13 protein-coding genes are annotated in these 21,748 nt (G+C 54.2%); 5 read left to right on the top strand and 8 right to left on the bottom strand.

All coding sequences use genetic code 11. The annotated features are described in order from the left end of the window. Positions 1–7: 7 nt before the first annotated feature. Positions 8–2,182: a glutamine synthetase III family protein gene (locus tag AC0L6S_RS21085; protein ID WP_473426076.1), complete on the bottom strand. Its 2,175-nt coding sequence runs from the start codon at positions 2,180–2,182 to the stop codon at positions 8–10. 294 nt (positions 2,183–2,476) lie between these two features. Further along, positions 2,477–4,225, bottom strand: a complete 1,749-nt coding sequence (locus tag AC0L6S_RS21080) for an isocitrate/isopropylmalate family dehydrogenase (RefSeq protein WP_473426075.1) — start codon at positions 4,223–4,225, stop codon at positions 2,477–2,479. A 462-nt stretch (positions 4,226–4,687) separates the two neighbouring features. On the opposite strand from AC0L6S_RS21080, the gene AC0L6S_RS21075 reads away from it, so the two are divergent. After that, positions 4,688–5,404, top strand: coding sequence for a dienelactone hydrolase family protein (locus tag AC0L6S_RS21075; RefSeq protein WP_473426074.1), 717 nt, complete (start codon positions 4,688–4,690; stop codon positions 5,402–5,404). Positions 5,405–5,438: 34 nt separating this feature from the next. On the opposite strand, the gene AC0L6S_RS21070 is transcribed toward AC0L6S_RS21075, so the two are convergent. Continuing rightward, positions 5,439–6,446 (bottom strand): MBL fold metallo-hydrolase, encoded by a 1,008-nt coding sequence (locus AC0L6S_RS21070; protein ID WP_473426073.1) that lies wholly within the window; start codon positions 6,444–6,446, stop codon positions 5,439–5,441. 210 nt (positions 6,447–6,656) lie between these two features. On the opposite strand from AC0L6S_RS21070, the gene AC0L6S_RS21065 reads away from it, so the two are divergent. The 3 genes from AC0L6S_RS21065 to AC0L6S_RS21055 all read left to right on the top strand — a co-directional run bounded on the left by AC0L6S_RS21065 (position 6,657) and on the right by AC0L6S_RS21055 (position 11,318). Beyond that, the gene (locus AC0L6S_RS21065) at positions 6,657–7,307 is read left to right on the top strand and encodes an HAD family hydrolase (RefSeq protein ID WP_473426072.1); all 651 of its coding nucleotides are present in this window, start codon (positions 6,657–6,659) and stop codon (positions 7,305–7,307) included. Between the two features lie 89 nt (positions 7,308–7,396). Beyond that, positions 7,397–9,100, top strand: a complete 1,704-nt coding sequence (locus AC0L6S_RS21060) for an alkyl sulfatase dimerization domain-containing protein (protein ID WP_473426071.1) — start codon at positions 7,397–7,399, stop codon at positions 9,098–9,100. 31 nt (positions 9,101–9,131) lie between these two features. Next, positions 9,132–11,318, top strand: a complete 2,187-nt coding sequence (locus AC0L6S_RS21055) for a molybdopterin-containing oxidoreductase family protein (RefSeq protein WP_473426070.1) — start codon at positions 9,132–9,134, stop codon at positions 11,316–11,318. A 135-nt stretch (positions 11,319–11,453) separates the two neighbouring features. Here AC0L6S_RS21055 and AC0L6S_RS21050 read toward each other — a convergent pair whose 3' ends face one another. The 5 genes from AC0L6S_RS21050 to AC0L6S_RS21030 all read right to left on the bottom strand — a co-directional run bounded on the left by AC0L6S_RS21050 (position 11,454) and on the right by AC0L6S_RS21030 (position 19,258). Next, entirely contained in the window at positions 11,454–13,655 is a 2,202-nt protein-coding gene (locus tag AC0L6S_RS21050; protein WP_473426069.1) for a TonB-dependent receptor, read from the bottom strand. 245 nt (positions 13,656–13,900) lie between these two features. Further along, a complete protein-coding gene (gene mqo, locus AC0L6S_RS21045; protein WP_473426068.1) occupies positions 13,901–15,397 on the bottom strand; it encodes a malate dehydrogenase (quinone) in 1,497 nt (498 codons plus the stop codon). A 50-nt stretch (positions 15,398–15,447) separates the two neighbouring features. Beyond that, complete coding sequence (locus AC0L6S_RS21040) at positions 15,448–15,822, bottom strand: cupin domain-containing protein (protein WP_473426067.1); 375 nt, start codon at positions 15,820–15,822, stop codon at positions 15,448–15,450. 348 nt (positions 15,823–16,170) lie between these two features. Then, on the bottom strand, positions 16,171–17,568 hold the full coding sequence (locus AC0L6S_RS21035) for a hypothetical protein (protein ID WP_473426066.1): 1,398 nt from the start codon (positions 17,566–17,568) through the stop codon (positions 16,171–16,173). Positions 17,569–17,818: 250 nt separating this feature from the next. Then, a complete protein-coding gene (locus tag AC0L6S_RS21030) occupies positions 17,819–19,258 on the bottom strand; it encodes a lipase family protein (RefSeq protein WP_473426065.1) in 1,440 nt (479 codons plus the stop codon). A 250-nt stretch (positions 19,259–19,508) separates the two neighbouring features. On the opposite strand from AC0L6S_RS21030, the gene AC0L6S_RS21025 reads away from it, so the two are divergent. Next, positions 19,509–21,701 (top strand): beta-glucosidase, encoded by a 2,193-nt coding sequence (locus AC0L6S_RS21025; RefSeq protein WP_473426064.1) that lies wholly within the window; start codon positions 19,509–19,511, stop codon positions 21,699–21,701. Positions 21,702–21,748: the final 47 nt, after the last annotated feature.

The following is a 21,748-nucleotide window of genomic DNA, read 5'->3' as shown; positions in this document are numbered from 1 at the left end:
ATACCGACTATTTGATATACAGCATTTCCTGATACTTGGGCAGCGGCCACAGTGCATCGGACACCTCAGCCTCCAGCACATCCGCGTGACTGCGCACCTCATCCATCAGGCTGCGAATTGTGCTCGCACAGAACTGCAGATGCTCCTCTGTTGAAGGGAATCCATCCTTTGACAGCGCTTCGCTCAGCTTGCTAACCGTGGCCATCATCGCATTGGCGTGCTCTGCCACGATTTTGGCCGCGCTGTTCTCCAGATCAACACCCATAGCTGACAAGCCGGCGCCGGCGCTGGCCAGTGTCGACAGATAGTCCACAGCGGCTGGGTAGATCAGGGTTTTGGCCATATCGATGACAAGTTTGGCCTCCACCTCAATCGAAAGCACATACTGCTCAGCGTATACTTCAAAGCGGCTCTCCAGTTCAACCGGACTGAGTACACCGGTGTTTTCAAAGAGTTTTACCACAGAGGCTTCGCGCAGTGCCGGTAATGCATCCGCCGTCGTGGGAATATTTTTCAGTCCGCGCTCTTTGACTGCGGCCTCATGCCATTCTGCAGAGTAACCATCACCGCCGAACACAACATTGCCGTGTTCTTTCATCAGTTCCTGTAGCACGGCAATGACAGCCTCAGACTTGCTCGCACCTTTACCCAGCGCGCCTTCGAGCTTGCCGGCAATCCAACTGAGAGAATCGGCCAGCATGGTATTCATAGCTACCAGCGGCCCCGAGACCGACTGCGACGAACCTACCGCACGGAATTCAAACCGGTTGCCGGTAAACGCAAAGGGCGATGTGCGGTTACGGTCACCCGGGTCGCGCTCAAAGTTGAGGATCTGCGACAGCCCCAGATCCATTTCACCACCCTGTGCCGTTTCGCTGAGTTTGCCCTCCTTGATGTCCATAAAAACTTTTTCCAACTGGTCACCCAGGTAGACCGACAGGATCGCCGGCGGCGCCTCATTGGCGCCGAGACGGTGGTCGTTGGAAGCAGAGGCGATGACAGCCCGCAACAGTGGGCCATAAAGATGCACACCGCGAATTACGGCGCCGCAAAACAGCAGAAACAACAGGTTTTCGTGCGGCGTGCTGCCTGGGTCCAGCAAATTGCCCTGAGTGGAATTGCCCACTGACCAGTTAACGTGCTTGCCCGAGCCATTAATACCGGCAAAGGGCTTTTCATGCAGCAAACACATGAAACCATGCTTCTTGGCAGTGGCTTTCATCAGCGTCATCATCAATTGCTGATGGTCGGCGGCGACGTTAGCCGCTTCAAAATACGGTGCAATCTCAAACTGTCCCGGCGCAACCTCGTTGTGATGGGTTTTGGCGGGGATTCCCAGTTTATACAACTGGTCTTCAAAGTCCTGCATGAATACCTGCACGCGCGCAGGTATTGCTCCGAAGTAGTGATCATCGAACTCCTGCCCCTTGGCCGGTGAGGCACCGAATAACGTACGACCGGCGAGCAACAGATCGGGGCGACTATTGGCGAAATGTGTATCCACCAGGAAGTATTCCTGCTCAGCACCACAGCTGGAGTTGAGCGTGGCGATATCTGTTTCGCCCATCAACTTAAGCACTTCCTGAGCAGCCTTGTCCATCGCCCTGTTTGAGCGCAGCAGCGGAATCTTCTTGTCCAGCGCTTCGCCTGTCCAGGACATGAATACGCTGGGAATCATCAGCGTTGCACCGTTGTCGGTCTGCATGATGTAAGCCGGGCTTGTCGGGTCCCAGGCGGTGTACCCGCGCGCGGCATTGGTCATACGCAGGCTGCCATTGGGGAAGGATGAGCCGTCGGGCTCCCCTTTGATCAACAGGCTGCCAGAGAACTCTGTGATAGCGGCCCCGTCGGCATTGGTGATAATGAAACCGTCATGTTTTTCCGCCGTGATATTCGTCATCGGATAGAATATATGGGAGAAAAATTTGGCACCCTTGGAGATGGCCCATTCCTTCATCGCTGCGGCGACGACATCGGCAGTTGCCGGATCCAGCGGCTCGCCCGTATGAACCGTCTTCTTAATGGCCTTGAAAGCTGATTTGGACAGCGCCCACTCCATTCTGGCCAGGTTAAATACATCCTCAGCCCAGATCTCGCCCAGAAAATCTGTTTTCTTTATCGGAACCGGCTGGCGATTGGAAACCTGCTGGATGGCTTGCTGGCGTGATGGATTGGCACTCATGTGTTTTCCTCGTTCTAATAAATAAGGGGAGTCGCATATGGGGGCACCCCCCAAGTGTGCAATTACTCGGCATTGCGAGATCGCCGACATATACCAGCTAGCAAGAGTCAGACCAAAATCGTAAAAAGGAAGAAATATTAGAAGTGGAGCCGGTGTTCATCGGCCACAAGCGCTATAAGTGGGGTTACGTCGACGCGCCAGCGCTCCACTATAGGGCATGTCGCACCATATGGGTGCGAAAAATACCCGGCCGTCCGCCTGAAATTGCCGGACGGCGAGACTGCTGCGGCGGGGTTACTCTGCGAACCCGACGATATTACTCTCTATCGCATCCAGAAAGCCGTACATGTCGAGAATTGTTTCCGAGGCAGGGTTGGTCGTTTTGCCCTTCAGGTCACCGGTTATTTTGCCCTGGGCGACAGTCTCAATAAGCGCCTCCTTGAGGGCGCTTGAGTAGGCGGCCAGTGCATCGTTGTTCTCCCGCAGTGCCAGCGTCTCAAGTGCATTGGCCAGCGCATAGATCAGCGCAGAGGAATTAAAAATGGCCTCCTCACCCTCACTCTCCAGATATTTCAAATACAGATCGTGGGCGGTGCCGTGTGGAGCCTCATACAACATGGTGCCGTCTTTACTCTCGATAATCGAACTGGCAGTCGCCAGGCTGCCGCCCAGCGCCGCCGAGATGTCAGAGAATATATCGCCATCCAGGTTCTGCGCTGGATACAACGCATTCCTGGGTGGGTCGGTAATCATTTTCTTCAACTGGCTGGAAGGCCGCATAATCATAAATGAAGGAGGTCGTGTTCCCGACTTGGCCAGCGTGTGTCGCACATTGGTGATGGCCGTGCTGAATACCTCATCATATTCCATGTACTCACGCTTGAGACCGAAATACACTTCCTTTTCTTTCTTGGACGCATCCCGAAACACCTGGCTGACCCAGTCGGTGATGGCCTGATTGTCATTCGACATTAACAGTATGGGGTCATTCCTGCTGACGTCGCGAGCATATTTTTCCTCGCCGTCCAGCACCACCTTCAAAATGCCATCTTCGGCTGCCGGCATATTGAAACTGCCGTACTGGTCACCACCTCCAGCGCTCATGCGCGACAGGGAAACATGGTGCTTGCGCTTGGGAATGCCGTAGACCTTGAGTTTGCCCACCAGCTTGAACAGCTTTCTTCCCGTGGTGTTATCTGGCACACCCCACAGGGCGCGCTCCGGCGGATTGGATACAATGCGCGCAGCCTGTGCATCGATCAGTTCATAGTGATACTTGAGGCCGGCTTGCTGAATCCGCTCTTTATAACCCTGCTCATACACCTCCTCGATCGCAGCACGCATCACCCCGTCGTAACCGGGAATAACAGTGTCTTTAAGGCCGAGGTAAGCATCCCTGTTTTCGTCAAGTGCCCGTTGAAAGAACTCGTGCGCCCAGGCCTTAACATCGGCGATACTATTGGTGGCGAGCAACCACGGATCACCCTTGTTGACACGGCGCCGGTGTAACTCCACCGGCTCGCCGCTGCTGCCCACAAACATCAGCTTGATGATGCCGGTAACCTTGGACAGTTCGCTGTGGCTGTGTTTTATACCACCGCCCTCCATCGTCATCACGTCGATATCTCGCCCCACCCAGTCGGGTTGCACCACCTCAAGATTGCGAAACTCAATGTCCTCTCGCGTGATATTGCCGCCAATACCCTTGCGAATTGAGCCATTGGGAGACTTGGTCGCCAGTTTGTCCAGCGCCTCTTCATTGATTGTCGGGTGCTTGGCCAGCAGTTCATCCAATTGCTGGCGGTTGACCGTCATGCCCGCATTTTTGATGCCCACACCGTATTTTTTCAGCGCCGCTATGGCATCGAGAACTACCTGTCCGTTGCTGATAAGGCGGTTTTCAGCGGACAAATCGACCTCGACCAAATCGATATCCAACCGTTTCCTGACAAACTGCTCGAGGATGCGCTCAAACGCGACCTGCGCCATTTCGTCTCCATGCAGAATTACCAGAGGTTCACTCACCTGGATTTTCGTGCTCATTGGGTCTCCCATATTCTCGTTAGATACCGGCTGGCTCCATCATAGTGCATCAGAGCCTGAGATGGCCGGCTCGTGTCGGTATATCGTAAAAAACAATCGCAAAGACTAACGCAAAAACTCACGCAAAAAACGTGCCGCTGCGGCAAATAGTTTCACCATTGTTTCGACCCGGCGGGAAACACAGTCGCGTCGGGGCTACCGACTTTCCATTACGGAGGTAAGTTCAGTATGATCGGCTGTCGCGATAGTTGCTGATATTTCCCGTAACAGTGGTCGGGACAGACCGTCGGACAGACATGTATTCTCGAAGAATCAGGGTACCGCATGACTTTACGATCAGCCGCTGGGTGCAGTGGCAGGCAACCAGCGCGGTAACTGGGACAGACTATCAAGTGAGATTGGTAACGGCGCAAAAAACGCTGGAGCTCCGATAGCGTTGTATTTAGAGATAGGAAGACCATCATGACAAGCACAACAACCCAAATTGAATACCTTGCCGGCGATACACGCTGCATTGGCGAATACTACACACCAGCCGGTGCAAGTGGTGCACTGCCAGTGGTACTGGTGTGCCACGCGTGGGACGGGCTGAATGATGAGGTGCGCGACAAATGCCGCAAACTCGCCGACGCCGGTTATATTGCCTTTGCGATAGACGTACACGGCGACGGGAGAGTAATCACCGATTTTGATCAATTGATGCCCACCCTTACCCCCTATCTGGAGAACCGTGCACTGCTACTAGAGCGCATGCACGGAGCTTTTAGTGCCGCGCAAACGATCCCCGGCGGGGATACATCGAAAATTGGCGCGATGGGTTACTGCTTTGGCGGCATGGCTGTACTCGACCTGGCCCGCAGCGGTGCTGATGTAAAGGGCGTGGTGTCGTTCCACGGTTCGCTGGACGGCCACACATTGGCCGGCCCAAAATCCCTGGACACCAAGTTACTGATCCTGCACGGCGATGACGACCCTCTGGTATCACCGCAAAGCGTTCTGGATTTCAAAGCGGAGATGAACGCCAAACAGGTGGACTGGCAGCTGCATGCCTATAGCCATACCGTCCACGCATTTACACGCCCGGCGGCCAATAATCCGGATTTCGGGACTGTCTACAATGCCAAGGCAGACCGTCGTTCCTGGCAGTCCATGCTTGATTTCTTCGACGAAGTGCTTTGAGCGGCCCAGAAACCGGCGAGCAACGTAATTCGGTTCAGGGCGCAGCAGATGAGGCTACAGGTGGGTTACCACGAATAGCGATCGGGACACCAAAGGTCGGCTGAGTGAGCCTGGCCGGGAGCACAAACTGCTGCAACTCCAGCGCGCGGGTTTTGTCGAAGGACGGAATTATCCTGCTCTGCTCAACATTCCCGAAGTCGCCCAAGAGATCATCGTGATGAATAATCACAACCTCGTCCGGCTGCACCGCTACAACCGTTTCATCAACGTACTCAGACACATACTCTGAATCCAGTCCGATGAAACCACCTGTGCCGAGAAACACAACATCGGCTTGCACCCCCTGCAGCGCACCGGGTACAAACCCGGCACTGCCCACCACCAGAATCGAACCCTCCGGGTGGTCGATGTGTATCGCGTAACTCCCCCCTTCCTTGTAGGCAGTGTAGGGAGCCGGTAACTCAAAGGGAGCCGACACCACGCCTTCAATCGCAGAGTTGCTGGCCAGCGGCGCGTGCCCGGATTCGTAAAACGTAATATCGAACAATCCGTAGGAATAGGTTTCGCCGGGCTCAATCGTTACAATACGGGACTCCTCCAGAGAGGAACTGCGGGCAATATTCGAAGTCGAATCAGACCCCAGCACATCGGCACCAGTAAGCCGCGCAAAGTCGGCAGTGTCCATTGCGTGATCGTAGTGTGAATGCACCGGCATGATCGCCGCCAGACGGTTGATGTTATAAGACTCTATTACCCCCTCAACCGCATCGGTATCAGTAGCAATGGGCCGCCTCAGCAGCAAGTCCAGCAAGGATGGGCGAGACACAAAACCGTCGGTCATAATCTGTGTCTGGCCATCGTCGATAATCAGGGTGGCAATCCCCAACCATGTTACAGTGAGCGGCGCATCCGCCGCAGCGGGCCCCGCATAGGGAATACCCACCTCGCTCATATCGTCCCTGGTGAGTACCCACAACGCTGCAAGGCAACAGATCACCAGCAGGAATTGCACTATCCGTTTGAGGATTTTCGCTATCATCATTGCTCAAGGCCAATTGCCGGATTGCAGGTGAGAATACCAGTTCCCGATCACGGGGTGAAACACTACAAAGTCTGATAACCTGCCAGTAATTGGTTCAAGACACCAGACTGAGTCTATGCAGTGTGCTGCGATGCTCTCGACAACCAAGCACAGCATCTCATACTCCGACAGAGGCGGAATTGACGCCGAGCATATAAAGTAGAGGTAATAATGACAACAGACCCGAAAGCCGTGCTATTTGACTTTGGCGGCGTATTTACCGACTCCCCCTTCCATGCGTTCAGCGCCTACGCCGAAAAAATTGGCGCCTCCGACGTACAGGTCACCGAAATCGTCTTCGGCGGCTACGGCATCGATGGCGACCATCCCTGGCACCGGGTGGAGCGCGGAGAGATTACGCTGGAAAACGCGCGCGACGATATTCTTGCACTGGGCAAGGCACAAGGTCTGCATGTTGATATCTGGGAAGTATTTATGGCGATGGCTGAGAACGGCGGCGGCCTGCGCAGCGAACTGGTTGACTATGTGCGCAAGATACGCGCAGCGGGTCTGGGCACGGGCATCATCACAAACAATGTCGTTGAATTCAGGGATCACTGGCGCAGCATGCTGCCGGTGGACGAGCTGTTTGATTTCGTCGTCGACAGCAGTGAAGTGGGCATGCGCAAGCCTAATCCCGCCATTTTCGAGAAGGCACTGGAGATCGGCGGGCTTACCGCTGAGCAGACCTTATTCCTGGATGACTTCGAAGGCAATGTGATCGCGGCGAGTGCGCTTAATATTCGATCGATTCTGGTCGACGGCGATGGTGAAAAAACCATCGCTGACCTGGATGAAATCCTGGGCCTGAACTCACTGTGATAAGGATGCCACCCATGCAACTCTCTACCAGAGCGAACACGTGTGTTATACACCTCATTGCGATACTTCTGGTGGCATGTAGTTCTGCAATGGCCGCAACAAATCCTCCAGAGGTACCGCCTAACCCCTATCATGTGGAACGCAGCTGGCCGCCGTATTTCCTGGAACACCAGGCATTGTTTACCGACAAGGCAGGCACCTATAAAGCGGGAAAGTACCCGGTCTGGACCGTTCACGTACCCGACGGCTGGATAGGCAACAGTACAATCATCGAAGGCGATGACGGACTGATTGTCTATGACACCAGCGTCAGCGTTGAAGCTGGGGAATTTATAGCTAAGGAAATTCGCAAGATTTCAGACAAACCGATAAAAGCCATTTTCTACTCGCATCACCATACCGACCACTACAATGGTACCTCGGCACTGGTGACGCCCGAGCAAGTGGCCGATGGCAGTGTCAAAATCTACGCCTGGGACAACTTTGAGGAAGAAGTCGCCAACGAGTTTGGCGCTATTTTACCGCGGCAACTAATGGGCGTTTTTTACTATGGCCCGGATCTGTTACCACCTGAGGAGAAGCATTATCACGGCTGCTGCTCCCCGCGTGTACTGGGAGGAAAAGCCGGCTATATACCTCCCACAGACACTTTCAGTGATGATACCGAGTTGGTAATAGCTGGCGTACGCATCCACGTATTCTATACGGGCGGCGAGGCAATTTCCGAGTTTGGACTGTATCTACCAGATTTCGATATGGTGCTGATCGCCGATGAGTTTTTCTACGCACTGGCCAATATTCACTCCATCAGGGGCTCCAAGCCACGACTGCCTGAAAACTACATGAACGCGCTTGATCGCGTGCGCGAGATTCAACCCGAGTGGCTGCTGGGGTCACATATTATGCCGATCCGGGGCCGTGCAGATATCCAACGCTATGTGACCATCAGCCGGGACGCCATTCAGTATCTGTGGGATCAAGGAATTCGCTACATAAACAAAGGCTATACACCCGTGGAATTACAGCACCAGTTCAAGGAGCTACCTCCTTATCTCGATCTCGAACCTTTCACTCGCCCCATGTATGGCAAGCCCTCCATCATAGCGCCGGAGATATACACTGGCTGGGTCAGTTGGTTTGGCGGCGACGCCACCGACCTCGCCCCGACCGAGCCGGTAGCCAAGGCGCGCCGATTCGTTGAAATGATGGGTGGCCGCGACAAGGTGATGGCCGAGGCGACACAGGCATTCGAAGACGGCGACGGCCAGTTTGCAGCGGAACTGACCCAACTACTGGTACGCATAGACAGTGGCGACTGGGATGCGCGGCACCTGAAGGCTGCCAGTTTGCGACAAGTGGGTTATCGGGAAAGCAATACCATCGCCCGCGCCTGGTATCTCAATGGTGCCAATGAGCTTGACGGTAAACTGAACCCTGCCGGCCTGATGAAGCTCGGCATGCAGAATGCGCAACGCAACCTTACCGGCGCTGAACTGCTTGAGAACTGGCGCTATCAGGTGGATGCGGACAAGGCCGGCGATACCAGGATACAACTTGGGATAGAGTTCACTGACTCCGGCGACAGCTATACCGTGGAATTGCGTAATAGTATTCTGGAAATCAGCCCTTCTATAGCACCTGATATTCCCCTTGTCAGCCTGACGGTGGCGCAGCTACAGAACATACTCGCCGGTGAACCGGCGCCGGATGGCGCCGGAGATACGTCGACGTTGGACAGTATGCTCAGTTATCTCGACAGGGAAAACCAGGGCTTCTCAATGCATTTGCGTTGAGCATTAACCGATAGAACAAGAGATATCGCATGTGAAACAACACAAGACCTTTTGTCGAATCTGTGAAGCCCAATGCGGCCTGGTCATCAACACCCGCGACGAACGGGTCATAAGCATTGAACCCAACAAGGCGCACGTAGCCAGCAGCGGTTACGCCTGTATAAAGGGCCTAAAAATGGGTGACTTCGTTCACAGCCCGGACCGACTGAAAACACCGCTGAAAAAAGTGAACGGCAAGTTTGAGGCGATTAGTTGGGAACAGGCGATACAGGAAATTGGCAGCAGGTTGCAGGCCATTCACGCAGAACATGGTGGCGAAGCCATTGCTGCCTATATGGGTAACCCGATTGGCTTCAGCCTCTGGCCGACCATGGCTATGACATTCTTTCTCAAGGCCTTCGGCGCCGATAAACTGTTCACTCCGGGTACGCAGGACTGTGCCAACAAATTTGCCGGGGGCGAGCGGTTGTTCGGAGGCGCCAATGAACAGGTATTCCCCGATATTGATCACACCCAACTGCTGATTGCAGTAGGTACCAATCCGGTTATTTCAAAAATGAGCTTCATCAGTGCTCCGCACCCGATGGATCGGATAGCCGCAATCGAGGAACGCGGCGGCAAGGTGTACTGGATAAACCCCCGACTGACCGAATCGGCCAAACGGGCGGGGGAACATGTCGCAATTCGCCCGGATACCGATGTATTTTTCATGTTGGGTTTTCTCAATGAGGTCATAAGGCGCGGCGCAGTAGACCACGAGCACGTGGCTAACTATATGAATGGGTATGACGCGCTCGCCGAAACCGCGTCTCCCTGGACACTGCAACGCGTCGCTGCTGTCACATTGATTCCGGCTGAGACTATGACAGACATTGTAACGGCTTATCTGGAAGCCGATGGCGCGGCAATATTCTCTTCTACCGGTGTCAACCAGAGCCGATTCGGACTGATGGTGTACTGGTTGCAGGAAGCGATCAACGCGATCACTGGAAACCTCGACAAGCGCGGCGGCGTGCTCGCTGGCACACCCGTTTTTCCGCGCAGCTCCGCTGCGGCAGAACCGTTGACGTCACGAATTGGCAACACACCCTATGTAAACAGCACTATTCCCGCCGCCATTATGGCCGATGAAATACTCACTCCCGGTGCCGGGCAAGTGCGTGCCATGTTCAACATGTCGGGAAACCCTTTACTGAGTTGTCCTGGTAGCAAACGGCTGGCGCAGGCATTTGACCAGTTGGAACTGTTTGTCTGCCTGGATATCGTGCGCAATGAAACTGCCGTGCATGCAGATTATATCCTCCCCACCCTGCACAGCCTCGAGCGGCCCGACGTACCATTTTACTTTTTTACGATGATGGGCCTGATGCCGATTCGCAGTTTTTCCTACACCGATGCCGTGATCGCTGCCGCTGGAGAGTCCAGGGACGAAGGCCTGATTTTTCGACAACTGTGCCGGGCAGCCGGCGCACCGCTGGCCGGATCAAGATTGTTGCAGACACTGTCAAACGCCGCCGAACTATTGTCCAAGCTGCCCTACTTTGGCAAGTTGACGAGTCTGGACAAGTTGTTTCTGGGCATGCTTATGCGCTCGGCCAAGCTCGGCGGTTTGCGAAAAATGCGACAGCATCCCGATGGCCGCCTGCTGGCACCTAATCGTCCCGGCGACTATCTGGGACAACGCGTACAGACGTCGTCCGGGAAGGTGGAACTCGCGCCCCCGGACCTGATCGAGCGCGCAAAATCTCTCAACTCTACTTACCGGCAGGAACTTGCAGCAAAAGGTGCGTTAAAGCTCATCCAGAAACGCGAGCGCTTCACTCATAACTCCTGGGCACACAACGTGCAAGCCTTTGTAAAAGGAGAACGCACAACAAACTACCTCTATATCCATTCAACAGACGCCGCCGCACGTGGGCTTACCGACGGTAGCAATGCTATAGTCGCCGCGAACGGGAATTCAATAGAGGTCCCCGTTCGCATTGACGATGACATGATGCCGGGCACCGTATCGGTCCCCCATGGCTGGGGCCATCAGAGCGCGACAGGACTCTCTGTTGCAAAGGGAACGACAGGTGTCAACGTCAATATCATCCTGCCCGATGGGCCTGACTCCATAGAGCCCGCCTCTGGCATGGCACATATGAACGGCGTAATTGTTGACGTAACAGCTCGGGAACCCGGCAGCCGAACCACGGCCCGGCAAGATGGCCCTTGATCCACACTTCACACAAGGCGGCTACACATTTTGGATGCCATTTTTGGTCCCACTTCTACGTCAGTGACTAACTGCTAGTATCACGGTAATCAATCGGAGTCCGCTCAGCCTCTATGCCTCAATCTGCGAGAAAATTCAGAACGCATAACTGACTGTTACACCATACTCACGTCCGGGCCAGTATGTACCCTCCCAGGCGTCTGGCTGTCCGGGAGACCCATTGACCTTGACCGCCGGATCGATATTAAAATCCTCGTTGGTGAGATTTTTGCCCCAGATACGGATATCAAGGCCGATATCGCTCTCACGAAAACCGAGGTTGAGACCAAACAGGTTCTTGTCAGTACTGAACTCGTCAGTGTTAACGGTGTAATTGGCCTTTGAATGCCAGGTCCAGTTAAGGCGCGAGTAAAATCCCCACGCCCCGGACAGGGGACGCTGATACCCCAGCTGTAAATTGGTATTCCACTGCGGCAACGAGTTCAGCGGATCACCGTTGCCCTTGGGACAAAATAACTGGTCGGCAGACTGTTCCTCACCGCCCTCACAAAAGCGATTGGACCAATCCTCGATGGTGGCATCAAAATAGGCCCCGCTGAAATCGATATCCCAGTGTTCCCCCAGCAGATAGGCGAGCTCAAATTCTATGCCTTTGGTCACCACCTCATCGGCGTTCACGATTGATCCTTCAAACAATCCTTCCAGCGGCGCAAGTGCCGCCACGTTGTTGGGCTGCGTTAGCTGGTGATCGTGAAACTCCTGATAGAAAATATCGACAGCAAAACGCAATGTGTCATCGAGTATCGTGCCCTTCAAGCCGATTTCATAAGCCGTTGACGTTTCCTCTTCAATGGGGACTACATCTTCAGCCGCAGCCACCTGTACAGGGAAGGTGCTTCCAAACGGCAGTACCGCAGAGGTCAGTGTATTAAAGCCTCCTTGCTTGTAGGCATTGTCTATAGCCAGATAGGCGTTAAGATTATCCTGTATGTAATACTGTAATTTGATGCTCCAGGAAACATGGTCAAAATCCAGGGAATCATCAATTGCACCTGCGTACTCGAGAAACCCAACATTGGAATCCAGCGTGGACTCGTTATAGTCATAGCGCGCCCCCAAAGACAAATCCCACTGCGGCGCGAGGTGAACTGTGCCATTTACATAAGCGGCATAACTTTCAGTAGTTCCCTTTGCATCCTGTGCCACTTCAATACCTGTGAGTGTCACTGTTGTGTCACTGACGGCCTTTGAATACAGGTAGTACAAACCTGTCAGGTAGCTAATTTTTTCACCCTCGCTCGAATAACGTAACTCGAGTGTAGTCAGATCTGTGTTCAAGCCAATTTTGAACAGACCGAGGCCGCCGGGATATGGCTCGCGATTGTCATCTGACTGGCTGTCGTAACTTTGGTAATTGGCGATGCCATCTACCTGAGATGCCTCATCACCCCACCGCAAGTGCACACTGGTATCCTTGATATCACCCGTCACCTTGCTTCGAAAATCGCCGTAGTTTTTGCGCTCCTTGAATGTATTGTAGATTGCAGGTGTAGGGTTATCACCACCCGTCCCCGGCACCTGGCCATCGAAATTGAAGGGCTCCTGGTATTGGGCGATATCCTGATAGTTCACGGTCCAGTTGATATCCATACTTTCATTGACCTGCCATAGCATGCGCGACCGCCACGCCTGCACATCCTGGCCGCCCGTGGCACTGTGTGACGCCTCCGGGTTCTCCATTTTAATATACCCATCTGAATTGCTGTAAACACCCGCCAGACGCAGCGCTAACCTATCTTCGATCAATGGGATGTTCACTGCGCCACGGGTGTCCACGCGCCCCTCACCATTATTGTCCCACTGCGAGTAGCTACCCTCGATATATCCGTGGTAGCCATCGAAATTTGGCGCTCGGGTGGTAATGTTATAGGCCCCGCCAGGGGCATTCTGACCATAGAGTGTCCCTTGCGGACCTCGCAACAGCTCCAAGCGCTCGACGTCCACCATGGTGGTAAAGACGGCTCCGACCTGCGATTGCGCTACTTCATCCACGAACACCGTCACACTCTGAGGTTGACCGAGCGCAAAGTATCCCGGACCAACACCACGCAGGCGAATCGCCGCGGCCTGCAGTCCGCTGTTCAGCGAGATACCCGGCGTCAGCTGCGCCGTTTCAACAAAATCAAAAAGATTCAGGGCACTTATTTCTTCGCCACTGACCACTGCTATCGATATGGGGACGTCCTGGACGTTCTCACTTCTTTTCTCAGCTGTGACGATGACTTCCTCCAGCATACGACCCGATTCGGCACGAGCCGGGCTGATGATTAACAACATTGCCATAGCCGCACAATGCGCTGTGCCTAATCTTATTCCAGTCACAATTACTATCCCTGAAGGTCCTGCTATTATTGTTATTCGAAGAAGACAGACTGCGCGCTATATGGCTAACACAGATGCCCCGTATCGAGCGTACCCTGCACAGCATACTATAGCTCAAACTATAAATTATTACCTGCTCCACAGGATGGGCGTAATGTGCACTACCTCACTGCGATTGACCCGTACGATTACTGTCAGCGCTACACGTTGTCCAGCTTGAGAACTTCGGCGGTTTCTGCACGCACCCGTGCAGACAACGCGGAATCCGTTTTCAGATCGTGCCCGTAGGAGGGAATCATCTCCTTCAATTTCGGCTCCCAATGACCGACCAATTGTTCATGAAAACAATTCTCCAGCATGTGGACCATGATGGCGACGGCGGTGGAGGCGCCAGGTGACGCCCCCAGCAGCGCGACAATGGAAGAGTCCGCTGAGTGAACGATTTCTGTTCCGAATTCAAGCGTGCCTGTGCGCACCTTGTCCTTGCGAATAATCTGTACACGCTGGCCTGCAACGGACAACTCCCAGTCCGACCTGTCCAATTGCGGATAAAACTCTCGCAGGGAATCAAAACGGTGGGAAGAACTTTGTAATACCTGCCCTATCAGGTATTCCTCCAGAGGAAAATTGTCGCGTGCGACTGCGAGCAGCGGCAGGATGTTGTCAGGGCGAACAGATTTCGGCAAATCCAGCAGCGAACCGTGCTTCAGAAAGCGCGTGGTAAACCCCGCATAGGGACCAAACAAAAGCCACCGCTTTCCATCGATAATACGGGTATCCAGATGTGGCACCGACATCGGCGGGGAGCCCGTGGCGGCCAGGCCATAGACTTTGGCCGCATGGCGCTCCGCCACTTCCGACTTGCCACAGCGCAGCCATACCCCACTGACGGGGAAGCCGCCATAACCCTTTGCCTCGGGAATACCGGATTTCTGCAACAGCGGCAGCGCACCGCCACCGGCACCGAGAAACACATACTTTGCATTCACGGTACGCCGCGCCCCGGTTACCTCGTCATGCACATCGAGGCGCCAGCCACCCTCCGGGCGACGCTCGAGATTGCGCACTCGCTGGGAAAAGCGAACGACAAAGTCGTCCTGCTTCTGGAGATAACTCAACAGTCCGGAAGTGAGCGCACCGTAGTTGACGTCCGCACCGGTGACGATATGGGTTGCAGCCACCGGTTGCGCCGGGTCGCGACCGGCCATCAGCAACGGAGCCCATTCCCCAATCTGCGCGTGATCTTCCGAGTATTCCATGCCGCGGTAACAATGATGGCTGCTCATTGCGGCGTGGCGTTTACGGAGAAAATCCTGATGCTCGGCGCCAATGACGAAACTCATATGCGGAACCGGGTGAATAAAAGCCTCAGGAGCTGCAATCGCACCCTTCTTGACCAAGTAGGACCAGAACTGCCGGGACATATCGAACTCGACATTGACTTCAAGTGCCCGGGCTATGTCGACTCGTCCGTCATCCCCCATCGGGGTGTAATTCATCTCACAGTTGGCGGCGTGACCGGTGCCGGCGTTGTTCCATGCGCCAGAACTTTCCTGTGCCTCTCCTGGCAGGCACTCAAGAATCTCCAGCTTCAAGTGCGGCTGCAGTTCCTTCAGAAAAACGCCGAGGGTCGTGCTCATAATGCCGGCACCGACCAGTGCGACATCCACTTCCTCACCTGCCCTGATGTCACTCATACATTATTCCCCCGTCAATTCTTTGTGCGTCGTCTACTTAGTATTGCGTGTTACTGCAATGCCTTGAAAGGCACCGGCGCATCCGGTGCCAGTACAATGTAGACGCGCCGCCAAGGCTGTTCATCAACCAGCTTCCAGGTATGCCCGCCACCGACAGTATCCTCCGCCAACAGGATATCGCCGGGCGCGAGTTGAAAGTGCTGTCCACCTCGTGTCTCGAAATCCAGTGTGCCGCTCAGGGTAACGACCAGTTGGCGCACCGGCGCCGTATGCCACGCCAGTGTGCCACCGGCTGAGGTTTCCTGAAAAGACGTGCTCGTGACCAGTAGTTTGTCGCTGAGCATGTCGCCGTGGACGCCGGGATTGAGATCGATACAACCCTCCTCAAAATGAGATTCCTGATCATCACCTGTCCATATTCGCACACACCGGATCATCGTTTGCTCCTTGTTAACTGAATTGTCATCTAGCTCACTATGCACTGCTGTCTATTGACTTGTGGCATAGGCTGGCCGGGAACACCTGCCACATTTTCACGCTCAACCAGCGTTCACCTCGGCCTCTTTCCCCGCGTGTGCGAGACACAACAAAACAACCAAAAGCGCACAGTGAGAAAGGCTACATTTAAGACGCAGATGCGCAACAGTGCAAAGGTTTTCTTACCAGAAAGACACTTCTGTAAGATCCAGGATACAGTCGACACGCTATGGCCGAGGAATGGATGGAATGACAGAACAGCCAAGCACTGCAGCAATCACCAGGAGGCAGTGCGATTATTCCTGCATACCGTGGTAAAGCAGACGCACCAGCAGCCGTACACCATCATTATCTTTCAGCTCCGCGTACTGGGGACCCTCGCGCTTGCCGATGTCGCGGATGTCGGCCATCAGTTCCGGGTGGAACTGACAGGTAAACGAACGTCGAATGGAGTGTGTCTCCCAGTCCTTGTAGTAGATGCAGGTAGTGGACACCTCTGTCCAGGTATCGTCATCGACCCTGGTCTGGGACAGGATTTCAATCGCGTAGGGCAGTCCTAGCAACCAGGACAGCGGGCTTACCGCGATCTGGTAGCGAAGCGGTATGATCGTGTCGTGCAGCAGCTTGAACGCCCAGTTCGCGAACAGTATCGCCTCTTCATTGACTTCATCAGAATGAAACATCTCGATCCTCAGATCACGCTCCATCTTCAGCATGGTATCAATGACACCATCGAGTTCGTCCGCGACTAGCGCGTGCGCACCGTGTAGCTCATCCGGAATATGCTCGCTGCCTGGGCGACGGCTGTACGCCAACAATCGCCGGGTACCCACCTCCACCTGTTCGTTAGGTGCCACAGCAAACATCGTGTCATGCCAGCCAGTGGCGATAGTCTTACCTTCCTTGATCACAGGCAATGCAGCACCGACTTCCTCGATACGCTGGCACACTCGCTGCAGCGACGCCAGCGCAGTGCCGTTAGCATCCATCGGCAGATAGGTGGTGTTGGCCACTTCTCGCACCACGCGTTTAATTAGTCGGATATGGGAAGCCGCTGCTAACTGGTGCCCCAGGCAGATAAAAATACTGGGGCCACTGCCTGAGTAGCGGTGCAACAGCAATTCGTCAACCAGATCTAGAATATCGTCGAGGCTGGCACTGGAGCCATCGAAACTTGCAGCATTGTGAACCGATGGGTTGCCTCCCTGCACTACCGTTGCGATACCTGCGGACAAAACACTGGCAAGACGCTTGTGATTGGTGACTCCGCTATGCCACATGGGATAGAGAATGGAATCGGCATCAGCCACCTGCTGCAGGATATAGGCAATATTCTTGGACGCGCGAACTTCTTCACCCTGTATATTGATGCCCACGTTTTTCCAGGGCTCAACAACCGATACGCTGTTGCGATAAATTTCCGGCAGGCTGAGCAGCAGATCCAGCTCTGTGTGGGAGCTGATCACTTTCTCTAACGGTGGGGCGACGCCCCACTCAAACAGACTGCCATCGAGGAGTCCGTCACGCCCGGGAAATGGCGTGCACGAATCCCTGTCGTTGAGAAAATAGCCCAAAAGTGCATGGATCGACTGCGGGCTGGCCGCGTGATAGCCGAGGATGCCAGGGCGGGTACGCCAACCCATCTCCTGCAGGGATGCAGCCTGCCGAGTCCTCGTATCGATAGGTAATTTCACGCGCGCCGACCTGTGCTGAAAATTATTTAGGGAGAGCTAGCAATTTCCGGGCCATACACGAGAGAATCACAAGATCCGCCGAACCGGCTCCACCGCTGCATATTTATGGGCGAACGATAAACAGCTGGAAGACGCAGGTCGATCTCGCGCACCGCTGAAGTGCAGCGCCGCACTATGCCGGGGCGGATACGCCCTCACAGCAGCAAGATTCCAACGACGGCATTGCGGCGCAAGCGGTGTCGCGGCTCAACTAGCCTTCGATAATTTCAAACACTTTTCTTGTGGGCAACCGCAGCATTTCAACATCGATGATAGTGGTCTGGAAGCTCTTCACAATATCGCGCAGAAAATCCGAACTGAGTTGCAGGTTTACCGGCAAGTACTCTATTTCCTGGCCATCGGTTTCTGTCGCAAATATCTCCAGTCGCGTTGGTGCGATGATGCTCATCCGGTCCAGCCAGGCCGACTGACTGAACGTCTGTGTCCGCAGGTAGAATGTGAGCGTGCCGTCGTCCTCCTTATTTTTGTGGTCGTCTTCAATCAGTGACTCCAGCGACACCTTTTTCGCAGACCTGTCACTTGTCCTGAAGGTGATATCGAATTGCTTGACACCTTCTCCGTACTGATCTCTCAGCCTGAAGATAATCTGGGCATGCCCCTCATACTGCGCCTGCTTGCTCCACCCCAGCGGCGACGTCTTCAATCGACCGACACGCTCAAACGTACGTCGATGCTGCTCCTGAAAATACTCCCGCGTGGCGGTGTACGCAGTATCTTCCAACGGCGTCTGTAATGCGCGCTTCAGCTTTGGCATCACCTCTTTTCGATTCCGCGAGCCGGAGACTATGCCTATTTTTTCACCGAAATGTCCCGTCTCATAAGCCACCGAGAAAGGCACTTCGGGATGATTCCGATTTACAGCGACGGAGTAATTACTATCGCGAACACTCTGATCTTCCTTGCGCTCCTGAACCAATCGCTTTAACTCATCAACTGACAACTGGCGCGCCTCCTCTGCCGGCGCGATGTGGACCCAGGTGTAGTTGAGGTTCGCTGCACTGGTTCTGACAGTGTTGTCGGAGGAATCTTCCTTTACATACCGAATCGGCGCGGCACGCAGCACCTTTGTCGTCTGTGAACCGGCAATACAAAATTCCTGTACCTGATAGTCCTCGCGCATACTATTGCCCGGCTTGAGAAAGTGCAGATGCAAATCCAGTGTTTTCCAGTTCCCGAACTCGAGCTCATCGAGAATATGCCTGCCACCCTGTGTACCGGTACCCAGATACCGCGCCCAGCGAACGATCTGCGCCTTGCCAATGTGCGCAAGCCCACTGCCAAAATTTGCCCCCGCCAGATGCACAAAGTTCTCTATCGGCGACGGCTTGGGACTGAACATTTTGATCCAGTTTCTGACCACAAGCGCTCCGGTAGAATGGATAACCGCGTGGAAGCCGTTCAGGAGCAGATCGCTGTACTCCTGTGAGCGAAGTGCTCTGTCCATTGCATAGCTGACATCATCCAGGCGCACACCGTCATTCAGGCTCAGCCATCGACTCAGGTTCAATGTGTGAATGTTGTCGGCGCCGAACTCGCTGCGTAGGTCTGCCGGTAGTGTCCCGTAGATCTCGCTGACGCTGTTATCCTCGCCCTCCGATGAGTAGCCATGAACTAACAGAATGGGTTTCATTCACCTCTCCTTCCTTTGGATAGAGCTCTAGATTACATAATAGACGCTGCGCTCAATCAGCCAGCCGATATTCGCATTTTGTCATAAAAGTGATCTCCATCGGTCAAATCCTTCTGAGAAGAAGTTGATCCCACGAAAGGGTGGGAAACCAGGCCATTATGGAGGATGATATTCCCGCCAACACTCACTGAGTCAGGCAGCCGAATATCAGAGCAAAACAACACGGCGAATACACCGGATATCAAAACAGATGTTCTACGAAAAAATTGGTGCCGACCGCGCCACAATCAGAAAAAAAGCTGCCAACATACAGGCACAAATGAGCTTACTGGAAAAAGCCCGCCTGCTGACCGGCAACTGGGATCTGTTCCGCTTTATCTGGCTGAGCTATGTGAAAAAGCTGGGGAGTATTTATAACGCACGGCCAATACCCACCTTTGGTTGCGAACATTTCGGCGTCCCCGCCATCGGATTCTCCGATGGCCCCAGAGGTGTCACCATGGGCTTTGCCAGCTGTTTCCCTGTCTCCATTGCTCGCGGTGCAAGTTTTGATCGCGAACTCGAGCGAGCAGTCGGCGATGTCATCGGCCGGGAAGTACGCGCATTCAAGGGCGGCAATTTTTTTGCCGGTATCTGCATAAACCTGTTGCGCCACCCGGCCTGGGGCCGAGCCCAGGAAACCTACGGCGAGGACCCCTATCACGTCGGCGAACTCGGACTGGCATTGACCGAGTCCGTGCAGTCTCACAATGTGATGGGCTGTGTGAAGCACTATGCCATGAACAATATCGAGAATTCACGCTACCGAGTAAATATCCATACCGACGAGCGGACGCTGCACGAGGTTTACCTGCCCCATTTCAAAAAATGTGTCGTAAAAGGGGGGGCGGCCTCGCTGATGGGCGCGTACAACCTTTTTGAGGGAGATCACGTGTGCGAAAGCAGGAAACTGCTTACGGAAATCGCGCGTGAAAAATGGGGCTTTGAGGGTTTTCATATCTCGGATTTTTTCTTCGGTATCCGAGATCCGGCAAAGGCGCTCAACGCCGGCATGGATGTAGAAATGCCAGCGCCGATCCACTATCACAGGAACATCGTAAATATGGTTGAGCGCGGCGACGTCGACCTTGCGGTGGTAGACGCCTCCGTGCGCCGTGTTCTGGAAACGACCCTGGCGTTTACTGACAACCCGGACCGTGAAAACTACAGCGAGGAACTGGTTTCCTGCCCAGATCACACGGCGCTCACGCGCAAGGTCGCAGAGGAATCGATGACCCTCATCAAGAATGAGCGCGGTGTTCTACCGCTGGACAGGTCTGTCAAACGACTGCTGCTCGTTGGGGATTTTGCGCGATCGTCCAATCTTGGCGATCACGGCAGCAGCGCGATAAGGCCACGGTACACGGTATCACCGATGCGCGGATTGCAGGATTACCTCGGTGATTCAGTAGAACTGATTCATTGCCGGGACAGCGAACTGGAGAAGGCGCGCTCGCTGGCTGGCGAAGTGGATGCGGTGCTTATATTCGCCGGCTGCAATGCCTCTGATGAAGGCGAATTCCTGGTGCCCGATGAAGCGGCCGACTACAGTCTTCTCACGAGAATTTACAAGAATGCCGGCCAACATGTCAGGGCCTGGATTGCAGGCAAACTGTTGCGCTTCGGCCAGCACAATATGGTGGCCTCAGACGAGGAAGGCAAGGGGGTTGGAGGCGACCGGGTCAAACTGGGTGTACGCGATTCACAGGCCCGCATGATCAAGGCCATAGGGCGCATCAATCCCAATACTGTGGTGAACCTCATTGCCGGCAGCATGATAATGACTGCGGACTGGGACGAGCATGCGCCCGCGATACTTTACAACTGGTATGCCGGTATGGAGGGCGGGCATGCACTGGCTGGAATTCTGTTTGGCGAGGTGAACCCCAGTGGCAAGCTACCATTCAGCACACCGTATCGCGAAAGCGACCTACCATCTTTCAGCAACACCGAAAACCAGTTCCGATACGACTACTATCACGGTTACACCTTACTCGACAAGAATAACGTCAAACCCATGTATCCTTTCGGCTACGGTTTGAGCTATACCACGTTCACGCAATCCAATCATACAATAGCCGTGATGGAGGATCGCATTCGGGTCGGTGTCGACGTTACCAACACAGGAGACTGTGATGGAAAAGAAGTGGTGCAGGTCTATGTTGGCTTTCCCGGGTCTGCTGTCGAACGTCCTCGCAAGCAGTTAAAGGGGTTTGAAAAAGTATTTGTTAAGACCGGGGAAACTGTAAGCGTCACAATCGACGTACTCTTCGATGAACTGCAATATTACTGTAACGTTTCTGAGGAGTTTGTCTTCGAACCATTGGACTACAGGGTATCTGTCGGCAACAGTTCAGACGATTCCTCGCTGATTGAGATCAACCCCTCCACCACTGCTAAATAGTTGTTCTAATTACCAAAGACCGCGACAGCGGCTTGCATTGACTGCGA

It is taken from the genome of Halioglobus sp. D3-4 (genome assembly GCF_055809315.1).
Note: the sequence above shows the minus strand (reverse complement) of the source record. Positions and strands in the feature narration are given on the sequence as shown.

Coding starts and splice junctions, on each gene's coding strand:
- AC0L6S_RS21030 (WP_473426065.1), bottom strand. CDS start 19,258: ATGAAACCCATTCTGTTAGTTCATGGCTACTCATCGGAGGGCGAGGAT.
- mqo (WP_473426068.1), bottom strand. CDS start 15,397: ATGAGTGACATCAGGGCAGGTGAGGAAGTGGATGTCGCACTGGTCGGT.
- AC0L6S_RS21085 (WP_473426076.1), bottom strand. CDS start 2,182: ATGAGTGCCAATCCATCACGCCAGCAAGCCATCCAGCAGGTTTCCAAT.
- AC0L6S_RS21060 (WP_473426071.1), top strand. CDS start 7,397: ATGGCCGCAACAAATCCTCCAGAGGTACCGCCTAACCCCTATCATGTG.
- AC0L6S_RS21025 (WP_473426064.1), top strand. CDS start 19,509: ATGTTCTACGAAAAAATTGGTGCCGACCGCGCCACAATCAGAAAAAAA.
- AC0L6S_RS21050 (WP_473426069.1), bottom strand. CDS start 13,655: ATGTTGTTAATCATCAGCCCGGCTCGTGCCGAATCGGGTCGTATGCTG.
- AC0L6S_RS21070 (WP_473426073.1), bottom strand. CDS start 6,446: ATGATGATAGCGAAAATCCTCAAACGGATAGTGCAATTCCTGCTGGTG.
- AC0L6S_RS21075 (WP_473426074.1), top strand. CDS start 4,688: ATGACAAGCACAACAACCCAAATTGAATACCTTGCCGGCGATACACGC.
- AC0L6S_RS21065 (WP_473426072.1), top strand. CDS start 6,657: ATGACAACAGACCCGAAAGCCGTGCTATTTGACTTTGGCGGCGTATTT.
- AC0L6S_RS21080 (WP_473426075.1), bottom strand. CDS start 4,225: ATGAGCACGAAAATCCAGGTGAGTGAACCTCTGGTAATTCTGCATGGA.